This is a genomic window from Halochromatium salexigens (assembly GCF_016653295.1).
In the GTDB taxonomy this organism is placed as follows: domain Bacteria; phylum Pseudomonadota; class Gammaproteobacteria; order Chromatiales; family Chromatiaceae; genus Lamprobacter; species Lamprobacter salexigens.
This window is the reverse complement of sequence record NZ_NHSF01000066.1, coordinates 1-24,352: the sequence shown is the minus strand read 5'-3', so window position 1 is coordinate 24,352 and position 24,352 is coordinate 1. Positions and strand designations below refer to the sequence as shown.

The window sequence follows — 24,352 nt, the reverse complement described above, 5'->3', positions numbered from 1 at the left end:
AACGAATTTCAGCAGTCGATACCCTTGCAATAGGAGCGAGTGGATGGAGCAAAAGACGGATCACACCAACGACTGGCCGACGGGCTTCATGCTCATCCAGGCGAACCGGCTGGAGTCCCTGCGCGGGTTGCTCAGCACCTGGCTCAGACGGCATCCGCTGCATCCGCTGGAAAACGAAGCCATCCTGGTGCAGAGCAACGGCATCGGCCAGTGGCTGAAACTCGCGCTGGCGGCGCTGCCCGCCGATGACCCGATGGCGAGGGCCGGCGTGGCGTCCGGGGCGGGGGCGTCCGGGACGCTGTCATCCGATGCGACAGAGGGCGGCTGCGGCATCGCCGCAGCACTGGACATGATGCTGCCCGGGCGCTTCCTGTGGCAGGCCTACCGCGCCGTACTCGGCGACCTGCCGGATGTCTCGGCCTATGACAAGGTGCCCCTCGGCTGGCGGCTCTACCGACTGCTGGGCGCGCTCGAAGACCTCGCCGACCACGGCGCCGAGCAGGGCTGGCTCGCCCCGCTGCGCGGTTTCCTCGATGCCGATCCGCACCACGACGGGCGCGCGCGCCGGCGCCACCAACTCGCCGAGCGGCTGGCCGATCTCTACGATCAGTATCAGGTCTACCGTGCCGACTGGCTCGCCGCCTGGCAGCAGGGTGAGGATGTGCTGATCCGACCGAACGGCGAGCGCGTTGCCTTGCCCGAGGATCAGCGCTGGCAATCGCTGTTGTGGCGGCGGCTGAAGCAGGATCTGAGCGGCACGGGCATGGGCGCAGGCACGGACACGGAGAAGGCAACGCTCGCCAGCGGGGGCCTCGAGGCCAGCCGCGCTGAGATCCACACCCGCTTCCTGACGCAGGCCAAGGCGCTGACCCCGGAGACGCGACCGGAGGACCTGCCGCGCCGGGTCATCGTCTTCGGCATCTCCTCGCTGCCACGCCAGACCATCGAGGTGCTCGAAGCCATCGCCCCGGTCGCCCAGGTCATGCTCCTAGTGAACAACCCGAGCCGACACTATTGGGGCGATATCGTCGAGGGCCGCGAGCTGTTCCGCCGGACCTACCAACGGAGCGCCGAGCGCAAAGTGCCCGACGGCCTCGATGAACAGACGCTGCACCTGCACGGTCATCCGCTGCTCGCGGCCTGGGGCAAGCAGGGGCGCGACTACATCCGCCTGCTCGATGAGCACGACGATCGCACGCAGTACGAACAGCACTTCGCCGCCCAGCGCCTCAAGATCGATCTGTTCGAGTCCCCGATCGACCCAGACACCGCCGGCACCGCCAGTTTGCTGCAGCAACTGCAGGACGACATCCTGGAGCTGCGCACCCTCCAGGAGCGGCGCGCCCTGAATACCGCGATCGACCCGCGCCGCGACCACAGCCTGGTGTTTCAGGTCGCTCACAGCCCGCAGCGTGAGATCGAGATCCTGCAGGACCAACTGCTCGCCGCCTTCGCGGCCGCCAAGACCGGCGATGAGGCGTCCGCGACGACCCCACTGTCACCGCGCGACATCCTGATCATGGTGCCGGACATCGCCACCTACGCACCGCACATCGAGGCCGTCTTCGGCCGGCTGGCCCGCGATGATCCGCGCTTTATCCCGTTCCACATCGCCGATCAGGGCGAGCGCCAGCGCAACCCGCTGCTGATCGGTCTGGAGACCCTGCTCAACCTGCCGCAGGCGCGGCTGTCGACCAGCGACGTGCTGGACCTGCTCGACATCCCGGCCCTGCGCGCGCGCTTCGGGCTGCAGGAGTCGGACCTGCCACGGCTGCGTCAATGGGTCGCCGGTGCGCAGATCCGCTGGGGGCTCGATGCCGCGCAGCGCGCCGGGCTTGGCCTGCCTGCGGGCCTGGAGCAGAACAGTTGGCGCTTCGGTCTCGAGCGCATGCTGCTCGGCTTCGCCACCGGCGACAGCGACCCCTGGCACGAGGTGGAACCCTACGCCGAGGTCGGGGGGCTCGAGTCGGCCCTGGTCGGGCGCCTCGATGCCTTGCTGCAGACCCTGGTCCACTACTGGACGCAACTCCAGCAGCCGCGCTCGGCCAAGGCCTGGGCGGTCCTCATCGCGAGTTTGCTCGAGGACTGCTTCAGCGCCGAGAGCGAAACCGAGGAGCTGACCCTGGCAGGCCTGCGCGAGGCCCTGGAGCAGTGGCAGCAGGAGGGGGCGCGCGGCGGGCTGGGCGACGAGCCGCTGCCGCTGGAGGTGGTGCGCCGCTCGCTGTTGACGCGGCTCGATGAGCCGACACTGAGCCAGCGCTTCCTGGATGGCAGCGTGAATTTCGCCACCCTGATGCCGATGCGCGCGATCCCATTCCGCCAGATCTGGCTGCTCGGCATGAACGACGGCGACTACCCGCGCAGCCGCCGTCCGGTCGATTTCGATCTGATGGCCCATGATTATCGGCCCGGCGATCGTTCCCGGCGCGAGGATGATCGCTATCTGTTCCTGGAGGCGCTGCTCTCGGCGCGCGAGCAGTTGGTCATCAGCTGGGTCGGACGCAGCCTCCGCGACAACAGCCCGCGCCCCCCTTCGGTGCTGGTCGGACAGCTGCGCGATCACCTGGCCGCCGGTTGGCCGCTGGCGGCTGCGGCGAATGCGAGTGTGGCAGCAGATGCGCTGGTCACCGCGCTCACCACCGAGCATCCGCTGCAGCCCTTCAGCCGGCGCTACTTCGAGCCCGGACGCGATCCGCGCCTGTTCACCTATGCCCACGAATGGCGTGCGTTGCATCGTGCGGCCCCTTCCCCGGGCGCTGTCTCTGACAGCAGGCCAACGACTGAAACGACCTCCGCTCCGGCATCCCGACCAGCGCCCAAACGGGAGCAGCCGCCGAGTCTGCCTCCACCCAGCATCGATGGCCCGATCCAACTGGCCACCCTCGGGCACTTTCTGCGCCATCCGGTGCGCACCTTCTATACCCAGCGCCTGCAGGCATCGTTGGAGCGCGAGGTCGAGCAGAGCGAGGATGTCGAGCCCTTCGCCATCGATGCGCTCAGTGGCTGGCGGTTGCGCCAGCAGGTCATCGACGCGGTTGCGCTCCAGTGGGTGCAGACCCCGGAGCGGACGCTCGACGAGGGGCTCGAGCGGGCCATCGGGCGCCTTGCGCGCACGGGTCAACTGCCGCTGAAGCCCTTCGATGCCCCCTGGGTCGAGCAACTGACGGCGGCGCTGACCGCGCCGCTGGCGCGCTACCAAGCGCTGCTCGCGGCGCATCCGCAGTCGCTGCCGAACCAGGTGGTGCACCTCGAGCAGGCAGGGCTGGTCCTGGAGGATCGCCTGACCGGCCTGCGCGCGGCAGCCGATGGCGAGCGCCTGCGCCTGACCCTGCAGGCCAGTGAGCTGGTCAAGGACCAACGGCTCAAATGGTACCACCTGGTGCGCCGCTGGCCCGCGCATCTGGCCGCTCAGTGCGAGGCGCCGACCACCAGCTGGCTGATCGGCCCGGGCAGCGCGGTGATCCTGGCCCCGCTCGCACCGGATGAGGCGCAAGCGCATCTGCGCGCGTTGCTGCAGGGCTATGTCGAAGGGCTGACGCAGTTGCTGCCGCTGGCTTGCAGGACCGCCTTCGCCGCGCTGGCAAAGGAGGCAGGCGATCGGCGTGCGAACCCGGCGGAAACCTACGAAGGAGGCTTCAACCGCAGCGGTGAGTGCGACGACCATCCCGGCTATCGGCGCTATTGGCCCGACTATGGCGCATTGAGCGCCGATCCGGGCGCAGGCTTGGGCGCAGGTTCGAACCGAGGCTTTCACTCCCTGGTCGAGCAGGTCTACGCCCCCCTGTTTGCCCATACGCCGACGCTGGAGGACCTCTGATATGGAGGCTGCGAAGGACACCACCACGGCCACCGATCAGCCGCTGGAGCCGCTCACCTTTCCGCTGCATGGCAGCCGTCTGATCGAGGCCAGCGCGGGCACCGGCAAGACCTTTACCCTGGCGCTGCTCTACATCCGCTTGGTGCTCGGCCATGGCGATCGGGGCAGGCCGGCGGAGACGGCGCTGATGCCACCCAACATCCTGGTGGTCACCTTCACCGACGCGGCGACCAAGGAACTGCGCGAGCGTATCCGCGCGCGTCTGGTCGAAGCCGCTGCGGTGTTCGACGAGCCGGCGACGGCCGCTCGTTCAGCGACTGAAGACCTCGGCCCGAACAGCACCGTGGATGATGACCCGCTACGGATGCTGCGCGCCGACTATCCGCCCGAGGCCTGGCCCGGCTGTGCGCGCCGACTGCGTCAGGCGGCGGACTGGATGGACGAGGCCTCGATCGCCACGATCCACGGCTGGTGTCAGCGCATGCTCCAGGAGCACGCCTTCGCCACCCGTGGGCTGTTCCAGCGCGAGCTGGTCACCGATCAGACGGAGCTGATCCTGGAGATCCTGCGCGACTACTGGCGCACGCACTTTTATCCGCTCAGCGCCGAGGAGGCGCGTTGCATTCGCGCAGCTTTCGCTTCCCCCGAGGCGTTACGGGACAAGCTCGGCGAGTGGCTCAAGCGCCGCGATGCCGCGCTCTGCTACAAGGGCGAGGTGCTTCACTGCGACAGTCTAGCCGAGTCGTTAGCCGCTTGCCTCGAACGGGAGCGTCTGCAAACGCAGGCGCGAGCGCTGTGGCACAACCATCGTGAGGAACTCAACGAACAGCTGAAAGCTCTTCGTCCGCATCTTCACGGAACCTACCATGACAGTGCCACGGAGGCGAAATTCAAGGCGTTGTTGGCCAAGATCGGAGATTGGGCAGACGGCGCCAAGGCACCGGACAAGCTAAAAAATTTCGCGCAAGACGCATTCGTTTTCAAGAAGAATGCGAAGGTTCAGCAGCAGCCCGAGCATCCGGCCTATGCGGCTATCGCCGCCTGGCTGCATCGCGCCGAGACGTCTGCGGATGAGGAGGCCACCGAGCCGCCCACGCTGGAGGCCTGCCTGCTCGCTCACGCGAAGACCTGGGTTGCGCGCGAATTGCCGCAACGCTTAAACCTCCGCGCCGAGATGGGGTTCGACGAATTATTGCGCGAGCTCGACGCCGCGCTCACACCAAGCAATCCGACGCCCGCATCACAAGCCCAAACTGAGGATCTGGCCGCAACCATCCGGGAGCAGTTCCCGGTTGCCCTGATCGACGAGTTCCAGGACACCGACCCGATCCAGTACCGCATCTTCGATGCCGTCTACGAGGTCGCCAAGAACGATCCCGAAACCGCGTTAGTGATGATCGGTGATCCAAAACAGGCCATTTATGGTTTTCGCGGCGCCGATATCCAGACCTATCTGGCCGCGCGTCGGGCCACGGCAGGGCGGCACTACACCCTCAAAATCAATTTCCGCTCCACGGGTTCCCTCGTCGAGGCCTGCAATCGCTTCTTTGGCTATGCCGAGGAACAGCCGCGCAAGGCGTTTCGCTTCGCGACCGATAACGCCGCCGAGAATCCGATTCCGTACACCAAGGTCGATGCCAAGGGCAGGCAGGAGCAGCTCCTCATCGATGGCATCCCGGCCAAGGCCATGACCTTCTGGCAGCTCGGTGGCGCGCCGGATGTGGTCAATCCCGAGGGCTATCGTGCGTCCATGGCCGCGGCGGCCGCCGCCGAAGTTGCGCGCTGGCTCGAACAGGCGCAGGCGGGCCACACCGGCTTTCGGGAATCGGGCGGCTCGAGCATTTACCAGCCACTGAAGCCAAAAGACATCGCGATCCTAGTGAAAGATCGCAAGGAGGCCACCGCGATGCGCGAGGCGCTCGCGGCGCTGCGGATCAACAGCGTCTACCTGTCCGACCGCGACTCGGTATTCGAGACCGAGGAGGCACGCGATCTGCTGCATTGGCTGCGCGCCTGCGCCTCACCAACCGACGAAGGACTGGTCCGCGCGGCGCTGGTGACCAATACCCTGGCTCTCCCGCTCGAGACGCTCGCCCACTGGCAGCAGGACGAGCTGGAATGGGAAGCTCGGGTCGAACGCTTCGGCGAATACCGCCGCCTCTGGCAACGCCAGGGCGTGCTGGCGATGCTGCGCCGGCTGATGCACGATCATGAGCTGCCGGCCCGGTTGCTGGCTCGGCCCTATGGTGAACGCTTCCTGACCAACCTGCTGCATCTGGCGGAATGGCTGCAGCAGTCGGCCACCGCATTGGACGGCGAGCAAGCGTTGATCCGGCACCTGTCCGAGCATCTGGACTGCCGTGGCGAGGAATTCGTCGTCCGGCTCGAGAGCGACGCCGAACTGATCCAGGTTGTCACCATCCATAAGTCCAAAGGCTTGGAGTATCCGCTGGTCCTACTGCCGTTCATCTGCGGTTGGCGTGAGATCGATGGCAAGACCCGGCAGGTGCCGTATCAGGATCAAGATGCCACGCAGGGCAAGGCCGTACAACGCTGGTTAGAGATCGCCGGCAAAAACGTCTTCGGCCAGGCCTGGAAGGCAGCCGACGACGAGCGCCTGAGCGAAGACATGCGTTTGCTCTATGTCGCCGTCACCCGCGCCCGACATGCGGTTTGGCTCGGCATCGCTCCGCTGAGAAGCGGCCAGGGGGAAGGACCGCAGCTGGAGAAATCCGCCATCGGCCATGTGCTGAATGGAGGTACAAAACTGAATTCCGCCGATGAGATCTGGAACGCACTGGCGGGGCTGAAAGCGGACAGCGAAGCGATCAACCTTACCGCCGCGCCGAGCGCGCGAGCCCGTGGACTCGCTGCCGCGTCCGAAACAACAATGGAACCGGCGCGTGTTCCCCAGCATAGCCAGTTTCAGCGTTGGTGGATCGCTAGTTACTCCGCACTGCGTTTGCAAGGGGGTGGGGCTTGGCATGAGCCCTCAACAGTGACAAACGTGGCAACCTCATCCCCGTCGCTCTCCGCCGAGACGGCGGCGCAGGAGACAACCCTCGAAGAGGCGGATCTTGATCCGCTGTCAGTGCCGGAACCGACTGCCCCCTTCAGAATCGAGGCAGAGGCTGCTTCACCTGCCGCTGCAGTAATCGACGCGGCTGACGCGGCTGACGCATCCCGTTCAGTGCCAGAAGACCCGACTCCGCCGCACGCGCTGCATTCGCTGCCGCGCGGCAGCCGCTATGGCACCTTTCTGCACGGCCTGCTCGAATGGGCCGCCACGCAGCAGGGGCTGGACGCCGAGGGCCAGCGCCGACGCGGCTATGCCGCCGCCGCCGACGGTGCCCACATGCGTCGCGACATGCTCGCGCGCCGCTGCACGCTGCGCGGCCTCGATGAGTGGATCGAGTCGCTCGATCGCTGGCTGGCGCACTTGCTGACGCGCGAGTGGCGCCTGACGGGGCTCGAGGACGCCTCGGGACAGACTCCCCGACTGCGGCTGCGGGCACTCGCCCCGCGCCAAACGCAGGTGGAAATGGAGTTCTGGCTCGAGAGCAGCCAGGTCGACACGGGCGCCCTGGACCGCCTGGTCCAGCGCCACTGCTTGCCCGGCCAGGCGCGACCAGCGCTGCGCGCGGACCGCTTGAACGGCCTGCTCAAGGGCTTCATCGACCTGGTGTTCGAGCACGGCGGGCGCTATTACGTGCTCGACTGGAAATCCAACTGGCTCGGCCCGGACGATAGCGCCTATAGCACCCAGGCGATGCGCACGGCCATGCTCGCGCATCGCTACGATCTGCAATACAGCCTCTATCTGCTCGCCCTGCACCGACAACTGCGCGCGCGCCTGCCTGATTATGACTACGCGCGCGACATCGGCGGCGCGGTCTACGTCTTCCTGCGCGGCAGTGGCGCGGCGAGCCAGGGGCTGTTCACCGACAAGCCGCCGAGGGCGCTGATCGAAGGCCTCGATCGGCTCTTTGCCGGCGTACCCCTGAGCGCGATTCCGGAGGACGCCTGATGCCGACGACGCTGACACACACCACCGGGGGTTTGTTCGAGACCCTGCGGCACTGGGTCGAGGCCGACGCCCTGCGCGCCCTGGATCTGTCGCTGACGCGCTTCATCGCCACGCACAGCGGCGAGACCGATGAGGCCGTGCTGCTCGGCGTGGCGCTGACCAGCGAGCGCCATCGGCATGGCCACGTCTGCCTCGATCTGCAGGGCGCGCTGCGCGAGCCGGCGGCGCTGCTCGGGCGCGTGCGCGACGATCAGCAACTCGCTGCGCAGGTGCGCGAGGCGCTCGACGCGCGCTTGCGAGTGCTCGAGCTGTCGGACTGGGTCGCGCGCCTGGCCCGCAGTGCGGCGGTCAGCGACTGGCTCGGTGGCCAGTGTGACGACGGCGCCTCGCCGCTGGTTCTTGCCGGCAGCGAGGCGCGGCCATTGCTCTACCTGCGCCGCTATTGGCAGGACGAGAACCGCATCCGCGACGGCATCCGCGCACGCCTTCGCCAGCCGATCGCTGTCGACCAAGACAGCCTGCACGCGCAACTGGATGCCCTCTTTGGGCCCGAGTCGAAACCGGAGCCCGAGCAGCGCGCCGAGCCGGACTGGCAGCGCATCGCCTGTGCCCGCGCCGCGCCGCGCGCCTTCTTCATCATCACCGGCGGCCCCGGCACCGGCAAGACCACCACCGTGGTCCGGCTGCTGGCATTGCTGCAGGGGCTGACCGTGGCGGACGGCAAGCCGCCGCTGCGCATCGAACTGGCCGCCCCAACCGGCAAGGCCGCCGCGCGGCTCAACGAGTCCATCGCCGATCAGGTCGACAAACTCAGCGGCCATCAGGCGCCGGCGGGCAGCATCCCGACCCGCGTCAAGACCCTGCACCGGCTGCTCGGCACCGTGCCGGACAGCCGTCGCTTCCGCCACCATGGCGCCAATCCGTTGCCAGCCGATGTGGTCGTGGTCGATGAAGCCTCCATGGTCGATATCGAACTCATGGCGCGATTGCTCGAGGCGCTGCGACCGGATGCGCGCCTGATCCTGCTCGGCGACAAGGACCAGCTCAGCTCGGTGGAGGCGGGCGCGGTGCTCGGCGACCTATGCCAAGGCGCGCTCGGTGAGCACGACCGGGCAGGGGATCTCGGCCAGGCCGTGGTGATGCTGCAGAAGAGCTTCCGCTTCAATCCGCAGGGCGGCATCGGCGCGCTTGCCAGGCTCGTCAACAGCGCGCGCGACACCCCGACGCAGCCGCGGCTGGCGCAGGCGTTCACGCTGTTCGAGCGTGAGGCGACCCGGCAAGACTCGAACGACGGTGTCATCGTCCTAAGGCGACTGAGCGAGACCAGTGATCAGGCTTTCAGGGCGTTGATCATCGCGGGCTACGGGGCTGAGGGCAGCGCGTTGGCCCGGATGCGTGAGCAGGCACCGACAGGCTCGCTGGATCAGGACGCGCTCAATGCGTGGGCGAAACGACTGCTGGAGGCGCAAAAGCAGTTTCAACTGCTCACGCCGCTGCGCCAGGGTGCTTGGGGCGTGGAAGGGCTCAACCGGCGCATCATCGAGCTGCTGCGCGAACAGGGGCTGCTCGGTGCCGGCGGTGGCGGCCCTGCATTCCAGCCGCGACAGTGGTTCGCGGGGCGACCCGTGCTGATCACACGCAACGATTACGGGCTGAACCTGATGAACGGCGACATTGGGCTGACCCTTCCGGTGCCCGCCGACACGACGGCGGCGACGGGCGCGGCCGGAGCGAAGCCAGTGCTGCGCGTCGCCTTCCCAAGCGCCGAAGGCGGCGTGCGCTGGGTGCTACCCAGCCGCTTGCAGTCGGTGGAGACGGTCTTTGCGATGACCGTGCACAAGTCCCAGGGCTCGGAATTCGAGCACACAGCGCTGATTCTGCCGGACAAACCGAATCCCACGCTCACCCGCGAGTTGCTTTACACCGCCATCACACGCGCCAAAGAACGGTTCACGCTGCTCTACAGCCAAGAGGATGTGCTCGGTGAGGCGCTGACACGACGCGTCCACCGCGCCAGCGGGCTGCAAGGGGAATGGCTCTAGGGCTGCGGGCGTTGGTATGGAGAGACGGCAGCGCGCTCAGTGCTTCCCCGAGGACAGGCTCGTGAGGCTGTCGCGCACCCAGCCGAAGCCGATGCGCTCCTGCTCCAGTCGCAGGCGTTCGCCGAGTCGGTCCTGACAGAGGTCCTCATAGAGCGCCCGTTCCGGGTCGTTGAGTCGCGCCAACGCGCCCAGGGGCCGCTGTCCGGCAGGCTCCCTGCCCCAGAGCGGACGATGCGCGAACAGGGTGGCGCGATCCATCAACAGCGATTGGGTGTGCGGCAACCATTGCCGGCAGCGCTCGAGGATGGCGAAGCCGTGGGTGTCGATGTCCCCCCAGTAATGGATGCTGGTGCGCCCTAGCCAGGGGATCTCGGCGAGGCGCTCCAGACCATAGCCAAGGCCGAAGATGACCAAGGCCGCCGGGGTGTCCGGAAAGGCGAGGCCGTTGATTCGATTCTCGGTGATGAACACCCGCTGCACCGGCGGGTTCAGTTGGGCGAACTGCTCCGGTGGCAGCGAGAGATCCGACAGGCCTTGGATGTACAGGGCCGGATCGAGCAGCCGGAAGCGGATCAGCGCCGGCTCCTCGCGCAGGCCATAGCGCTGATGGAAGCCGCGCGCACCGCTGGCGCGCGTGTCGATCGCTGCAGCCGGCAGCACGGCATCGAGCAATTCGCCGAGCAGTCCCCGGCGGGCCTCGATGAACTTGGTATCGACGCCGGGGATATCGATCTGGCGCAGATAACAGCCAGGGCGTGGATGGCGCTGGAAATGCTCGAGCACGGCAAGGATGCGCGGCCATTCCTCGGCCCGCTCCAGCATCTTCAGCGGATGGCGGATGAGCCACGCGCGCAGCGCCGGGAAGGCGCTCAGGGTCGGCGCACAGAGCGCATCGAAGCGCTCGGCGTCCTGGCGCCGCCCGAGCAGCTTGAGGGCATCGGCTTCGGTCGGGATATGGATCGCCCACGGCAGCGCATTGCGCCCGTGGACGCGATGCGCCAGGGTGCGCCACTCGATCTGATAGCCAACGCCACGCGCCTCGGCGCTGCCCGCGCGCAGTGCCTGAATCCAGGCCCGGACCTGATCGAAGCGCGCGCCGAGATCGCTCCCGGTCGGTCGTTTCAAGCGCAGCTCGAGCGGGAACAGGGCCTCGCCGCTGAGGCGCGCGGCGAGGAGATCACCGCGCTCCCAGCGGCGCATCAGCCGTGCCTTGATCTCGGCCGGGGTGGTCCAGGACGCGTTCATCGGGCCGGGCTGAGGGCGGAGCTTATCAGGCCGGCCCAAGCCGGGACGCCTTCTCGGCGTGGTATTCCTCGATGCTCAGGTTGCGCAGCATCGACTGGCGCCCATCCGGGCTGTGCACGAAGCCGACGCTGGCGACATAGGGCTCGATGATGTGGATCTTCTGCAGCGGCGTGATCACCAGCAGTTGCAGATTGAGCCGTTGGAACAGTTCCAGCCCGTACTGGGCCGACTCGTCCGAGCCGCGCCCGAAGGCCTCGTCGATGACCACGAAGCGAAACGAGCGCGAGCACCGCTCACCCCATTCGAGCCCGAACTGATAGGCCAGACTGGCGGCCAGCACGGTGTAGGCGAGTTTCTCCTTTTGACCGCCGGATTTGCCGCCGGAGTCGGAATAATGCTCGTGCTCGCTGTCATCCTCGCGCCAGCGCTCCGAGGCCGAGAAGCTGAACCAGTTGCGCACATCGGTGACGCGGCGCGTCCAGCGACGGTCGGCCTCAGTGGTGCCCTCGCGGCCCCGGAAACGCTCGACGATCTGCTTGACCTGCAGGAATTTGGCCTCGGTGTACTGATCATCGCCGCCAGCGGTGGTCATATCCTCGGTACAAGCGCGCAGCTCGCGCTGGAAGTCGCGCACATCGGCCTCGATGCTGACCTCGTTCAGCAGTCGGATGTAGCGTCCCGGGTTGTAGTCGATCCCCTGCAGGGAGCGGTTGATGGTCTCGATACGCTCGCGGATGCTCTCACGCTCGCGGTGCAGTTGCGCCTGGAAACCAGCGATCTCGCGGATGGTGTTCTCATTGAGCAGGGCCTTGAAGCGATCCTCGAAGCGGGGCAGATCATCGCCCTTGAGCTGCTCGAGCATCTGTCGATAGTCGCCAGCGGCGGCGACGTTGACATCGACCTCCTGGGTTTCCAGCGGATACGCCAGGCAATAGCCCTTCATCGCCTCGATGATGCGCTGGTTGAGGCGATCCAGGCGTTTCGCCTCGCTGTCGAGCCGCGCCTGCAGCCAATCGCGCATCTCGCCCTGGCGTTTGTCGCAGGATTTGAGGGTCAGGTCTTGACCGCCCAGGGCCTCGTCGCGCAGGGCCGCGAGGCGCGGGAACCAGCGCTCGCGCATGGCGGGCGGGGTTGCCTCGAGCAGCTCGCGCACCTCTTGCAACTGTTCCGCGGTCTGTTCCTGGCGCTCCTGCAGCCGCGCACGCTCGCCCTTGGCGGTATCGAGCTGCTCTTCGGTGTCTGCCAGCGCGGCCTCCAGCTCGGTCGACTGCTGCTCGAGGAGACGCAATTGGTCCGAGGTTGCTTCCAGGGCCTGACGTTCGCGCTCCAGGGCCTCGATCTCGAGGCTCAGTGGCTCCCAGTCGAGTTCGCGGAAGTCACTGTAGACCTCGAGCTGCCCGAGCTGCTGCAAGCGCTGTTGTAGCCCGCGCAGTTCTTGTTCGTGGCCGCTGATCGCACCGGCGACGTCCTGAATGCGTTGTTGCAAATCGGCCGCGCGTTTCTCCAGCGCGGCAATCTTGGCGGCATTGGACCAGCCCAGCACATAGCGCGAGCGGTCATCGATGCGGTGGCGATCGTCCTTCTCGTGGCGCTCGCCGCCGGCCTTGATCTGGCCCTGTTGGGTCAGGGCCTGAGTTTCGCGTCGGAACTGCGCCAGGGTGCGGCAGCAGGCGTGGCTGGCGCGCTGTGCCAGCTCGGCCTCGAGCCAGGGATAGAAGGCGGAATCGGGCTTGATCGCGAGCTTGCGGAACAAGGCCTCGGGATGCAGGCCAGCGAGATTGACCGGACCCCGCTCGCGCACGCGATAGTAGACCAGGCGGCCACCGAGATGGGTGCGATCGACCCAGTCGGCGACGGCGCCATACTGCTCCTCGGGCACTAGCAGTGACAGGCCGAAGTGGTGCAGCACGCGCTCGGCGGCGCCTTCCCAATCGGCCTCGTCCTCGCGCACCTGGATCAGTTCGCCGGCGAAGGGCAGGGCGGTTTCGTCCAGCCCGAGTTCAGCGCAGAGTCGATCACGGATCGCAAGCACCCCGGCCGGGATGTTGGAGCGACGCCGGCGCAGGGAGCTGAGTTCGTCCTCGAGCGCCCGATGGTCCTGGCGCAGCCCGTGCATGGCGACGCTCTGCTCGGTCAAGGCATGCTGCACCGCGTCCTGGCGCTCATGGGCGGACTGACGCGCCTCGCTCAGGGCGCGGCGGTTGGCTTGGAAGCTCTCGGCATCGGTCGCTGCCGCCAAGCCCAGGGACTTGGCGAGCGCGGCGTACTGGGTGGCGCGCTGATGACGGTCATCGCGTTCGCGGCCCTTGCGGGCGCTCTCGACCTTGAGGCGTTCGATGCGGTCGCCGCCTTGTGCGTGGATCGCCTGCTTGAGTTCATCGCGCCGTCCTTGTTGGCCTTGCAGCGCCTCGTCGAGCTGGCGGATACGCTCGGCGAGCCGGCTCAGCTCCTGATCGATCCCGGCCAACGCCTGTTTCAGCAAGCCGCCCTTGAGTTCGGCGAACCAGGGCTGCAGCGCCTCGCGACAGGCGAGGAGTTCTTCGCTGTGGGCTTGGATCTCGGCGTGGCGGTCGGCATCGGCGACCAGCGGCTGCAGCGCGGCGATCTGCGCCTTGGCCTTGAGCACCGCCGCATGGGCGCGATTGAGATCATCGAAATGCTCGATCAACGCCTCGATGCGCTTGTCGACCGGAAAGGGCTCGAGCATGTGGGCGCGCACGAACTCGGTGAGGTTGCCCACCGATTTCATCGACACCGTTTGATTGAAGAGATCCATCGCCTGCGCGTTGTCGATCCCGAAGCGGCGGCGGAAGGCCGCACCATAGGGCGGGAAGGCGTCGAACAGCTCGATGTCCTTGTGGCGGCGCAGACGCTTCCGGAGCTGGGCCAGATCGCTGCCGAAATCGGCGAAATACTCGGCGATGTTCAGCGCGCTGTCCGCCACCAGATAGAAGCGCATCGGTTGGCCCTGACTGTCCTTGTGCCAGAACACCTGCGCCAGGGTGACGGTCTGGTCGTAGCCGGCGTTATGGAATTGCCCGAGGAGCACCGAGTAGTGATGCTGGCCGCGTAGCGCCACGGCCCGCGCCGCGCTGCCACCCTCGCTGCGCTCCGATTTGTAGTAGCCGAGCACATAGGAGCGCAGGCTGCGCTCGCGCGTCTCGGCGCCAGCGGCCTTGTTGTAGGTGATCTTCTGCGCCGGCACCAGCAGCGTGGTCACGGCATCGACCAGGGTCGATTTGCCGGAGCCGATGTCGCCGGTGAGCAGGGTGTTGGCGCCGTTGAGCTGCAGGCTCCAGACGCGCCCATCGAAGGTTCCCCAGTTCAGCACCTCCAGGCGCTGCAGCCGAAAGCCGGCCTGGGTCTCGTTGGTGGCGAAGTCGAACATCGGCGCCTCGGTCGGTCCCGGCTTCGGCCCCTGAAGCGGCTCCGGGTGCAACGCGTGGCTCATGCGGATTCCTCGCCCGCCGCGTGCGCCTGATACTCGGCCAGGCGCTGATCGAGTTCGGACAGCCATTGGGCATCGACGAAGGCCTTGAGGATGCGGCGCACCTCGAACTGTCCCTCCTGGCCGCGCAGCTTGCGCAGAAAGCCGAGGTCGATCACCTTGTTGATGTGGGTATCCATCCGGTCCATGAGTTTGGCTTCATTGCTGGTATCGGGCAGGAAGACGCGCATCAGATCGACGATCTGCTCGCGCGCGAGCACCAGGCGCGGATCACCGCCGCTGGCATCGTGTTCGGCCAGCTTGCGCCGCAGCAGCGCCAACAGCAGACTGACCGGATAGCTGAGCTGGCGCCGTGGTACCAGCCGTGGCAGCTCGTCTTCTCCCTCGTTCGGCGTGCGCTGGCGCAGATAGGCATAGCCCTCGGCCTCGTCGAGCAGCAGTTCCAGCCCGAGCACGCCGACGTAATCGCGCACGCGCGCCTGCAGGTCGAGCAGCGCCTGCCAGACAGTGGGCGCCGCGTCCTGGTAGACCACGCCCTTGAACAGCGGAATCAGCGCCAGGGATAAGCGATCAGGACTCGGACCATCGGCAACGGGTGGGCTTTCGCCGGCGTCGGACGGACGGGCTGCGGGGCTTGCTGAGTGTGTCATCGAGCCATCAGGGTTCAAAGCGTTTCGAGGGCGCCCATGCCCGGCAGGCACGAGCACGCGCGTTCCCCCTCGGGGCCGAACAGGCTGATCCGCCCGGCATCGTTGAGCGTCCAGACTTCCTGGGCGCCATAGCCGAGATAAAGCCGGATCTTGTCCTGCATCTCGGCGGCGGTGTTCGAGGGCGAGAGGATCTCGATGCACAACTCGGGTGCCTGCGGGTAAGGGGTCGTGTCACCGTGCTGGCGCAGGAAGGCGGGCGACATCCAGACCACGTCGGCGACCTTGACGCCGGCGTGCGTGCCGATCGAGCATTCGGTCGCGATCTCGCCGTCGGTGAGCCGGTTGGCGAGGAGTCGGACCAGTTTGGCCTGCTGGATGCCGTGTCGATTCGAGGCCGGACTCATCAGCAGACGTCCCTGGGCATCGAGTTCGATCTTATAGGGCAGATCGCGCAGGCTGGGATCATTGAGGACATCGGACCATTGCATCGAAGGAGGCTCGCTCAGCGGGGCGGGGAACGGAAAGCTCCAGTCTAGCTCACTCGCTTCCGCCTTGTGACGCGGCGCCGGGACGCACGAAGATCACCGTCGGCAGCGTCGCCTGGCGGTGCACGCCTTGGGCATCGGTCCAGCGGATGGTCTCGTGCTGGCGATCATTGATGAGCGCGTCGGCTTGTTCGGCGGCCAGGCTCAGGTAGGCGACCAGCTCGGCCAGGCCTTGTTGCAGCGGATACTCGGCGACCAGCGCCGAGAGTGCGATCTGGTCACGGCGCTGCAGGGTCTTGCGGACGGTCGCGGCCAGGCGCAGTTTGTCGACATGGACCTGCTCGAAGAGCGCATCGGCGTTGATCGCCTCCTCGGACCCGGCCTCGAGGACGACCTGATCGATGCGCGGCTTGAACGGCGGGCGAAACAGCGGGCGCTCCATCACCAGCTCGATCCGGGGCGCCATCTCGTCGAGCGCGATGAGGTCGTCGCTGGGCGGCCGCGCGCGCACCGTCAAGGCCCGCTGCTCGATCTCGTGCAGGAGGTCCATGATGCGACGGTTCTCGAGCCAGGCCTGGTCATCGAGGAACTTGCGCAACTGCTCGGAGAGGCGGGCGACGGTGCGCTGGGCCGATTCACCCGCCTCGAGCCAGTCGTAATGCACCCGCAGCAGGCGCCGATCCGGCTTCAGTTCGGCCACCGCCGGCAGTTCCAGCACTTGCCGCAGCAGCGCGCTCAGGCGCTCCTGATGGGCCGGCGACATCAGCAGGCCCCAGAACGCCTGAAAGCTGCGACCTTGATCGGAATCGGTGATGGCATCACGATCGCCGAAGACCTCGGCGAGCAGTGCGCCCTTGCCCTGGTCCCAGGTCGTGATGCGCTCGCGCACCGCGCGGTCGAGTTCGCGGAAGTTCTGCTCGACCTGGCGGAAGTCGGAGAGCAGCGCGCGTGCTGTCTGCTCGACCTGAAAGAAACGCTCCTTGACCTGGGTCGAGTCCATCAGCGCGAGTTCGCCGGCTTCAGCGCGCTGGATCTCGGCATCGAGTTCGGCGCGTTGGCGCTTCAGCTCGGCGATGCGAATGGCCGGATCGGTCTCGGTCCCCTGCACCAGTTGTTGCAACAACTCGAACACCGACAGCAGCCGCGATTCGGTGCCGATGAACTGGCGTTGCTCGAGACTGGCGATCCAGTCCAGCGCGCGCTCGGTGGCCGGCGTCAGGTCATACTGGGCCTCATCGCTGTCGTTGCGATAATAGCGGCGCAACCAGCCGCGCTCATCATTGCTCCAGTCGCTGAGATAGCCCAACGCGGTGCGCGGGAAGGCCTCCTCGCCGAGGGTTTGGCGCAGCTCGAACAGCAGATCCTCAAGCTGCGCGACCAATTCACCCTGCGGCAGGCTACGGTGGTTCGGCAGGATAAAGGCGCGCTGTAAGCAGCTGATCACCAGCGGCGCGTTGGTGGCCGCGAGCAGGCGCCAGGCCGGATGCCGGCGGCGCAGTTGCTCGAGGTCGTGGTAGTCCAGTTCGGAAGGCACGGGGTGGTGTCAGGCGCGCAGCGGATCGACGCCGGCCGCGCGCAGCAGCGCGGCGAGGCGAATCAGCGGCAGCCCGATCAGGCTGGTGGGATCATCGCCCTCGAGACGCTCGAACAGCGCGCTGCCGAGCCCTTCCGATTTGAAGCTGCCAGCGCAGCCGAAGGGCTGTTCGCGATCGACGTAACCGGCGATCTCGGCCTCGCTCAAGACGCGAAACTCGACCTGATAGGTCTCGCAACGGACCTCGGCATGATCATCGCGGGCGTCATAGAGGCAGAGGCCGGTCTGAAACGCGACCTTGCGGCCGGAGGCCGCGCGTAATTGGTCAAGCGCGCGCGCGCGGTTGCCAGGCTTGCCGAGCACCTGGTCGTCGAGACAGGCGACCTGGTCCGAGCCGATGATCAGCGCCTCCGGAAACTGGGCCGCGACCGCGCGCGCCTTGGCCTCGGCGAGACGCTGGACCAGTGCCGGCGCTGGCTCGTCGGCGAGCGGGGTCTCATCACAGTCCGGCGCCGCCGTGTCAAACGCAAGGCCCAAGCGGGCCAGCAGCTCGCGTCGGAAGGGCGAGGTGGACGCCAGCACCAAGCTTCGCTGAGTCATCGAATCCATGTGATCAGACGCATCAGGGGATCGCCGGCGGTGGTCTCGCACTCGACCCGACCCCGCACGCTGTAGCCGAGCCGATGCACCGCGTCGGGGTCGCCGCACACCAGCGGATGCCAGTCCGGCAGCGGCTGGCCCTCGGCGACCAGGCGGTAAGCGCAGGTCTCGGGCAGCCAGTAGGGCTCGGCCAGGGTTGCGGGCGTCAGCGTGATGCAGTCCGGCACGCGCGTGGAGCGATGCGGATAATCGCCGCACTGGCAGCGCTCCTGATCGAGCAGATGACAGGCGACATCGGTGTAGTGGATGGCGCCGGTGTCCTCGTCCTCGTACTTGGTCACGCAGCACTTGGCGCAGCCATCGCAGAGCGATTCCCACTGCGCGGCGGAGATCTGCTCGAGCGGGAGGTGCTGCCAAAACGCGTCGATGGATGGAATCGGCTCGGATGACGGGCAGGGCTTGGCCATCGTTAGGCTCTGGTTGATACTGTTCATCCTACTACCTTAACCCGTTCAGGCTGATGAATTACAGCGAGGTTGCGACACCCTTCGGCATCCTTGGCGTGCGTTGGCGGGGTCAGCGGCTCAGCCGCGTGCTGCTGGCGCCTGATCTGGAGGATTCCGGCTCGGGCCGGATCGGAGCGCGCCGGGTCGCCACCGCGCCCGCTTGGCTGCGGACCGAGTTCGAGGCCTATTTCGCCGATCCTCGCTACCGTTTCCAATGCGCTGTCGAGCCGGCTGGCACCGACTTCCAGCGCCGCGTCTGGACGCTGATCGCGGCCATCCCCGCCGGCCAGCCGCGCACCTATGGCGCGCTCGCGCGCGAACTCGAAAGCTCTGCGCGCGCCGTCGGTCATGCCTGCCGGGCCAACCCGATACCGTTGCGCATCCCCTGTCATCGGGTGGTCGCGGCCAACGGGCTCGGCGGATTTGCCGGCGATCGCGGCGGGCGCCTGCTGCGTATCAAGCGCTGGCTGCTGGCGCATGAGGCCGAGGCGCTCGTACCGGACGAGGCCGATCGATGAATCGCCGGCGTCGAGACAGCGAGGCCGCGGACGACGCGGAACAGGCTCCCGGTCCGGGCGCTGGCGCTGACTCGAGGGCTGGCGTAGGCCATAGCGCCAACGCCGATGCGGGCCTGAGCATCATCGAGGCCTTCGCCGACGCCCTCTGGCTGGAGCGCGGGCTGAGCGGGAATACGCTCGCCGCCTATCAATCGGACCTGCGCGCCTTTCACCATTGGCTGAGCCGTGAGCGCCAGCGCGACCTGATCCAAGCCCAGCGCAGCGATCTGCTCGACTACCTCGCGCTGCTCGCGCAGCAGGGGCGCAAGCCGCGCTCGTCGGCACGGGTGCTGTCCTGTCTGCGGCAGTTCTATGGCCATCTCAGGCGCCAGGGCCGCATCCACGAAGACCCGAGCGAGCGGGTCGATGCACCACGCCTCGGGCGCCCGCTGCCGAAGACGCTGACCGAGGCCGATGTCGAGGCCCTGCTGGCGGCGCCCGACCCGGATGATCCGCGCGGCCATCGGGATCGCACCATGCTCGAGGTGCTGTATGCGAGCGGTCTGCGCGTCACCGAGCTGGTCACCCTGCGGCCCGATGCCGTCAGTCTGACCCAAGGCGTGGTGCGCATCACCGGCAAGGGCGACAAGGAGCGTCTGGTGCCGCTCGGCGAAGAGGCCACCGATTGGTTGGTGAGCTACATGCGCGGCCCGCGCGCCGTCTTGCTCGGCGCGCGCGCCTGTGAGTATCTGTTCCCGACCCAGCGCAGCGATTGCATGACGCGCCAGGCCTTCTGGCAGTTGATCAAGCGCTACGCGCTGCTGGCCGGGATCATCAAACCGCTGTCGCCGCATACTCTGCGGCATGCCTTCGCGACCCATCTATTGAACCATGGGGCCGATTTGCGCGTCGTACAGCTATTGCTCGGCCACGCCGATCTCTCGACCACCCAGATCTATACCCATGTCGCGCGCGAACGTCTCAAGCAACTGCATACCAAACACCATCCGCGGGCTTGATCGGGCTCGCCAACCGACCGGGAGTAGACCTCAAGGCTCGCATGCTCTATGTTGCCCGCCTTTGTGATCGGGCTCGTCATCGCGCTTTTGTCGGCATCGTTGCCGCGGCCGATCTCGATCCGCTCCCTTTTGAACATCATGATCGACACATGAGGACACCAGGATGACAACACGTTTTGGGCTCGGAATGGCCGCCGCTGCAGCGCTGTTGGTCGCCAGCACGGCGCTCAGCGCCAGCGAGGCACAGACCATCCGCGAGGCGCTGGCGAAGGTGCTGCCGGATGCGAAGCCGACCAGTGTGCAGCCAACCCCGATCGATGGCCTGTTCCAGGTCGAGATCGGCCCGCAGGTGATGTACATGACCGGCGATGGGCGCTATCTGATCGATGGCGCCATCGTCGACCTCGAGACGCGCGAGAACCTGGCCGACGCGGCCCAGAACAAGGCGCGCCTGCGGGCGATCAACGCCCTCGGCGAGGACGAAATGATCGTCTTCGAGGCCCCCAACGCCGAGCACGAGATCACCGTCTTCACCGACATCGATTGCGGCTACTGCCGCAAGCTGCATCAGCAGATCGACGCCTATGCGGCGGAAGGCATCAGCGTGCGCTACCTGTTCTACCCGCGCACCGGCGTGGATACCCCGTCCTATGACAAGGCCGTCGCGGTCTGGTGCGCGGACGATCAGCAAGCCGCGATGACCGAGGCCAAGAATGGCCAGCCGGTGCAGAGTCGGGATTGCAACCATCCGATCGAGCGCCACATGGAACTCGCTGAACTGATGGGCATCCGCGGTACCCCGGCCATCGTGCTCGACAACGGCCAGATGGTGCCCGGCTTCGTCGAGCCGAAGCGTCTGGCGCAAGTGCTCGAACAGCAATAACCCCTGTGATGATCGTTGAGAGGATGTCTCGGCGCGGAGGAGACTGATGATGAAGATGATGCAACGGCGTTTCAGCGTCTGCCTGCTGGCCGCCATGGCCTTCCTGCTGTGCCCGTTCGTGGCCAGCGCCGACCTCGTCGAGGGACGCGATTGGCGCGCCCTGAGCGGCAGCGCCCAAGACACACCCGAAGGGGCCGAGATCGAGGTGTTGGAGCTCTTCTCCTACGGCTGTCCACATTGCGCGGACATCAACCCACTGGCCAAGCAGTGGGCGGATGACCTACCGAGCGACGTGCGCTTCGAGCGCGTGCCGGTGACCTTCGGGCGCGCGGCCTGGGAGAGCTTGGCGCGACTCTACTTCGCGCTCGATTTCGCCGACGAACTCGACCAAGTGGATCAGGCCGTCTTTGAGGCCGTGACCAAACAGCGCACCAACCTCTATACCGAAAAGGCCGTGCTCAATTGGGTCGCCGAGCAAGGGCTTGACCGCGACGCCTTCGCCAAGGTCTACAACAGCTTTGCCGTCGAGGCGGCGCTAGCCAAGGCCAATACCCTAGCGGCCCGCTATCGCGTCGACGCGGTGCCGATGTTCATCGTCGACGGGCGTTATGTGGTCCTCAACGAGGGCGCTAAGACCCATGCCGAGCTGCTTGAGATCGCCGAGGGGCTGATCGACAAGGCCCGTCAAGCGCGACAAGGTCAAGCTCGGCAAGATTGATCGCCGCTCATGCTCCTTCATTCATTTCGCCCCGCCTCCCTGCTGATTGTCTTCACTCTCCTTATGAGCAGTTCAATGTCGAGTCATGCCGCTGATCCCGCATCGGATGCCAACTCCGCCACGGAAGCCGCTGAAGACGGACTGCCGCGACTGATCCCCCGCGAGGTCCTGTTCGGCAATCCAACCCGCGCCCAGGCGCGGCTGTCGCCAGAGGGTCGCTATCTGAGCTGGCTGGCACCGTCCGCCGAGGGCGTGCTCAACGTCTGGATGCAGCCGGCTGACCGCAGCGAGGAGGCGCGCCAGATCACCGATGATCAAAAACGCGGCATCCGCAACTATGGCTGGACGGAGGACGGCTCGCGCATCCTTTATGTGCAGGACGAGGGCGGCGATGAAAACTGGCACCTCTACGCGGTGGCGCTGGATGGCAGTGAGGCGCGTGACCTGACGCCCTTCGAGGGCGTGCGCGCGCAGAACCTGATGACCGACCCCGAGCATCCGAATGAGGTGCTGGTCGGGCTCAACAAGCGCGAGCCTAGCGTCTTCGATATGTACCGGGTGCAGCTCGACAGCGGCAAGGTCGCGCTGGATACCGAGAATCCGGGAGACGTGGTCAGCTGGCTCACCGATGCCGAGTTCCGCATCCGCGCCGCCGAGGCCTCCGACCCCGAGACCGGCGACGACATCATTCGCGTGCGCGACACGGTCGGTCAGCCTTGGCGGGAGCTGTTGCGCTTCCCGTTCGGCGAGAACGGCGGTGCGCTAGCGTTCAATGAAGAGGGCGATCAGCTCTACGTCACCAGCTCGCTCGGCTCGGACACCACTCGACTGGTGGCCATCGACGCGAAGACGGGCGAGGTCAGCAGCGAGTTGGCCAAAGATTCCAAGGCCGATGTCGGCTCGGTGATCATGCATCCGACCGAGCATCGCATCCAAGCGGTCGAATTCGATTACCTGAAGCCGGAATGGACGGTCATCGACCCGAGCATCGCCGATGATCTGGCCTATCTGGAAGAGACGGCGCAGGGCACGGTGGCCATCGTCAGCCGCACCCTGGCCGATGACCGCTGGGTCTTCATCGACCAGCCTGACGACGGGCCGGCGACCTACTATCTCTATGATTGTGAACCACGCAAGGCCGAGCGCCTGTTCGTGACCCGCCCGGAGTTGGCCGAGTACGATCTCGCCAAGATGCAGCCGATCGAGATCCAGGCTCGCGATGGTCTGACGCTGCCGTCCTACCTGACCCTGCCGCTCGGCGTCGAGCCCAAGCAACTGCCGCTGGTGCTGCTGGTCCACGGCGGCCCTTGGGCGCGGGACGAATGGGGCTACAGCGCACAGGCGCAATGGCTGGCCAATCGCGGCTACGCGGTGTTGCAGGTCAACTTCCGCGGCTCCACCGGCTTCGGCAAGGCCTTCCTGAACGCCGGCAACGAGGAGTGGGGCGTCGGCGCCATGCAGCACGATCTTACCGACGCGGTACGCTGGGCGATCGAGCAGGGGATCGCCGATCCCGAGCGCGTCTGCATCTACGGCGGCTCCTATGGCGGCTATGCGACCCTGGCCGGGCTCGCCTTCACGCCTGAACTCTACGCCTGCGGGGTCGATATCGTCGGCCCCTCGAATATCGAGACCCTGTTCCAATCGGTGCCGCCATATTGGGCACCGATGAAGAAGCAGTTGGTCAAGCGCGTCGGCGATGTCGAGAACGACCCCGCGCTGAACCGGCGCATCTCGCCGCTGTTCCATGCCGAAAAGATCGAGTCGCCGCTGATGGTGTTACAGGGCGCCAATGACCCCCGGGTGAAGATCGCCGAGGCCGATCAGATCGTCAGCGCGATGCGCGAGAAGGAACTGCGCGTGACCTACATCGTCTTCCCCGACGAAGGCCACGGCTTCGCGCGACCGGAGAACCGGCTTGATGCCAATGCCCGCATCGAGCAGTTCCTCGCCGAACAACTCGGCGGTCGCGCCGAGCCGGTCACGCCGATCGAGGGCAGCACGGCCGAGGCGCGGTGAGCTGGTAACACATCGCTGAAGACCTCTGAGCGCTCGCTCGAAATAACCATCCCCTTCCTCGACCTAGGTGTCGCAAGGCGGTCGACGATGTTGAGCCCCCGCAAGGTACGACAACCGCTAACTGAGCCTAGCCCTTTTTGGCCGATCAACTCCTGCTCAGCCTCGGCGGGGACACTTGGCTGACCCAGCTTAAACGCGCGTCTTGAGCCATCCGACCCCTCCGTCATCCCGGCCGGGAAGCCGGAATCCAGGCCAGGGACCCGCAACTAAGCAGCAACGTGCCCGCCGGCCATCGCACCGACTTCGCCTCCATCCCGCGCCTGCTCTGGCCCCTGCTGCCGCCCGTGGGGCGCAGCGGCAAAGCCACCGTCATCCATGACTGGCTCTGCGACGAGCAGCCGCACAGCGTCGACCACCGAATGGCAGCCGACATCTTCAACGAAGCCATGACCCTAAATAGTGCCTGACAGACAACCCATGCGATTCAGCGATCCGCCGGGCCGATGCGCTGTTGATTTGGGCTGATGATTCGATTTGGGGCGCAATCTGAGTCAATGCGTCGACGCAATGAGAATGGCTCTCAAAGTGCAGCCCTTTTAAGGATTTGCCCAGTTATGACTCTAACTTATTGATTTTCAGTAAGCGCGCTCGGCAGGTTACACCCATGGCCGCCCTGGAGTCAGCAATTCCCGACGAAAAATAATCTCTTAAGAAACTGATGCTTACCTGTTGCGTCCAAGCAACAATCGCCAGGTTTTGGCACGTTTGTTAGCCTACATGATCAGCGAGATATGAAGGTCATCTTCGAGTAATCATTAAAGCATGTGATGATGATGTTTCAACACCCACAGCCACTGTCGAC

Annotated in this window: 16 protein-coding genes; 9 read left to right on the top strand and 7 right to left on the bottom strand. The window is 66.3% G+C overall.

The annotated features are described in order from the left end of the window. Nucleotides 1-43 precede the first annotated feature (43 nt). The 3 genes from recC to recD are packed head-to-tail and all read left to right on the top strand — an operon-like array spanning nucleotide 44 to nucleotide 9,886. Nucleotides 44-3,817 carry an exodeoxyribonuclease V subunit gamma gene (gene recC, locus CCR82_RS13780; RefSeq protein WP_201246377.1) on the top strand — a complete coding sequence of 1,258 codons (3,774 nt, stop codon included), beginning with the start codon at nucleotides 44-46 and terminating at the stop codon, nucleotides 3,815-3,817. A 1-nt stretch (nucleotide 3,818) separates the two neighbouring features. Continuing rightward, nucleotides 3,819-7,844, top strand: a complete 4,026-nt coding sequence (gene recB, locus CCR82_RS13775; RefSeq protein WP_201246376.1) for an exodeoxyribonuclease V subunit beta — start codon at nucleotides 3,819-3,821, stop codon at nucleotides 7,842-7,844. After that, entirely contained in the window at nucleotides 7,844-9,886 is a 2,043-nt protein-coding gene (gene recD / locus CCR82_RS13770) for an exodeoxyribonuclease V subunit alpha (protein ID WP_201246375.1), read from the top strand. The genes recB and recD overlap by 1 nt, the downstream gene beginning before the upstream one ends. A gap of 36 nt (nucleotides 9,887-9,922) precedes the next feature. On the opposite strand, the gene CCR82_RS13765 is transcribed toward recD, so the two are convergent. Genes CCR82_RS13765 through CCR82_RS13735 form a run of 7 tightly spaced genes read right to left on the bottom strand, consistent with a single transcriptional unit; the run spans nucleotide 9,923 to nucleotide 18,315 of the window. Beyond that, complete coding sequence (locus CCR82_RS13765) at nucleotides 9,923-11,131, bottom strand: DUF3322 domain-containing protein (RefSeq protein ID WP_201246374.1); 1,209 nt, start codon at nucleotides 11,129-11,131, stop codon at nucleotides 9,923-9,925. Nucleotides 11,132-11,156: 25 nt separating this feature from the next. Then, nucleotides 11,157-14,582, bottom strand: a complete 3,426-nt coding sequence (locus CCR82_RS13760) for an ATP-binding protein (RefSeq protein WP_242513491.1) — start codon at nucleotides 14,580-14,582, stop codon at nucleotides 11,157-11,159. Further along, nucleotides 14,579-15,229, bottom strand: coding sequence for a DUF4194 domain-containing protein (locus tag CCR82_RS13755; protein ID WP_201246373.1), 651 nt, complete (start codon nucleotides 15,227-15,229; stop codon nucleotides 14,579-14,581). Before CCR82_RS13755 ends, CCR82_RS13760 begins: the two co-directional genes overlap by 4 nt. 14 nt (nucleotides 15,230-15,243) lie before the next feature. Further along, nucleotides 15,244-15,717, bottom strand: a complete 474-nt coding sequence (locus CCR82_RS13750; protein WP_201246372.1) for a Uma2 family endonuclease — start codon at nucleotides 15,715-15,717, stop codon at nucleotides 15,244-15,246. Between the two features lie 49 nt (nucleotides 15,718-15,766). Continuing rightward, nucleotides 15,767-17,248, bottom strand: a complete 1,482-nt coding sequence (locus CCR82_RS13745; protein ID WP_338073173.1) for a DUF3375 domain-containing protein — start codon at nucleotides 17,246-17,248, stop codon at nucleotides 15,767-15,769. A 9-nt stretch (nucleotides 17,249-17,257) separates the two neighbouring features. Further along, the gene (locus CCR82_RS13740; RefSeq protein ID WP_201246371.1) at nucleotides 17,258-17,848 is read right to left on the bottom strand and encodes a Maf family protein; all 591 of its coding nucleotides are present in this window, start codon (nucleotides 17,846-17,848) and stop codon (nucleotides 17,258-17,260) included. Continuing rightward, entirely contained in the window at nucleotides 17,845-18,315 is a 471-nt protein-coding gene (locus CCR82_RS13735; RefSeq protein ID WP_201246370.1) for a YcgN family cysteine cluster protein, read from the bottom strand. Before CCR82_RS13735 ends, CCR82_RS13740 begins: the two co-directional genes overlap by 4 nt. A 53-nt stretch (nucleotides 18,316-18,368) precedes the next feature. On the opposite strand from CCR82_RS13735, the gene CCR82_RS13730 reads away from it, so the two are divergent. The 6 genes from CCR82_RS13730 (at nucleotide 18,369) to CCR82_RS13705 (ending at nucleotide 23,957) form a co-directional block, all read left to right on the top strand. Next, a complete protein-coding gene (locus CCR82_RS13730; protein ID WP_201246369.1) occupies nucleotides 18,369-18,872 on the top strand; it encodes a methylated-DNA--[protein]-cysteine S-methyltransferase in 504 nt (167 codons plus the stop codon). Continuing rightward, nucleotides 18,869-19,870: a site-specific tyrosine recombinase XerD gene (gene xerD / locus CCR82_RS13725; RefSeq protein ID WP_201246368.1), complete on the top strand. Its 1,002-nt coding sequence runs from the start codon at nucleotides 18,869-18,871 to the stop codon at nucleotides 19,868-19,870. The genes CCR82_RS13730 and xerD overlap by 4 nt, the downstream gene beginning before the upstream one ends. A gap of 163 nt (nucleotides 19,871-20,033) precedes the next feature. Then, entirely contained in the window at nucleotides 20,034-20,753 is a 720-nt protein-coding gene (locus CCR82_RS13720; RefSeq protein ID WP_201246367.1) for a DsbC family protein, read from the top strand. Nucleotides 20,754-20,799: 46 nt separating this feature from the next. Further along, a complete protein-coding gene (locus CCR82_RS13715) occupies nucleotides 20,800-21,471 on the top strand; it encodes a thiol:disulfide interchange protein DsbA/DsbL (protein ID WP_338073172.1) in 672 nt (223 codons plus the stop codon). A gap of 75 nt (nucleotides 21,472-21,546) precedes the next feature. Next, nucleotides 21,547-23,490 carry a S9 family peptidase gene (locus tag CCR82_RS13710; protein WP_201246366.1) on the top strand — a complete coding sequence of 648 codons (1,944 nt, stop codon included), beginning with the start codon at nucleotides 21,547-21,549 and terminating at the stop codon, nucleotides 23,488-23,490. Between the two features lie 278 nt (nucleotides 23,491-23,768). Further along, the gene (locus tag CCR82_RS13705; RefSeq protein ID WP_201246365.1) at nucleotides 23,769-23,957 is read left to right on the top strand and encodes a DUF1353 domain-containing protein; all 189 of its coding nucleotides are present in this window, start codon (nucleotides 23,769-23,771) and stop codon (nucleotides 23,955-23,957) included. Nucleotides 23,958-24,352: the final 395 nt, after the last annotated feature.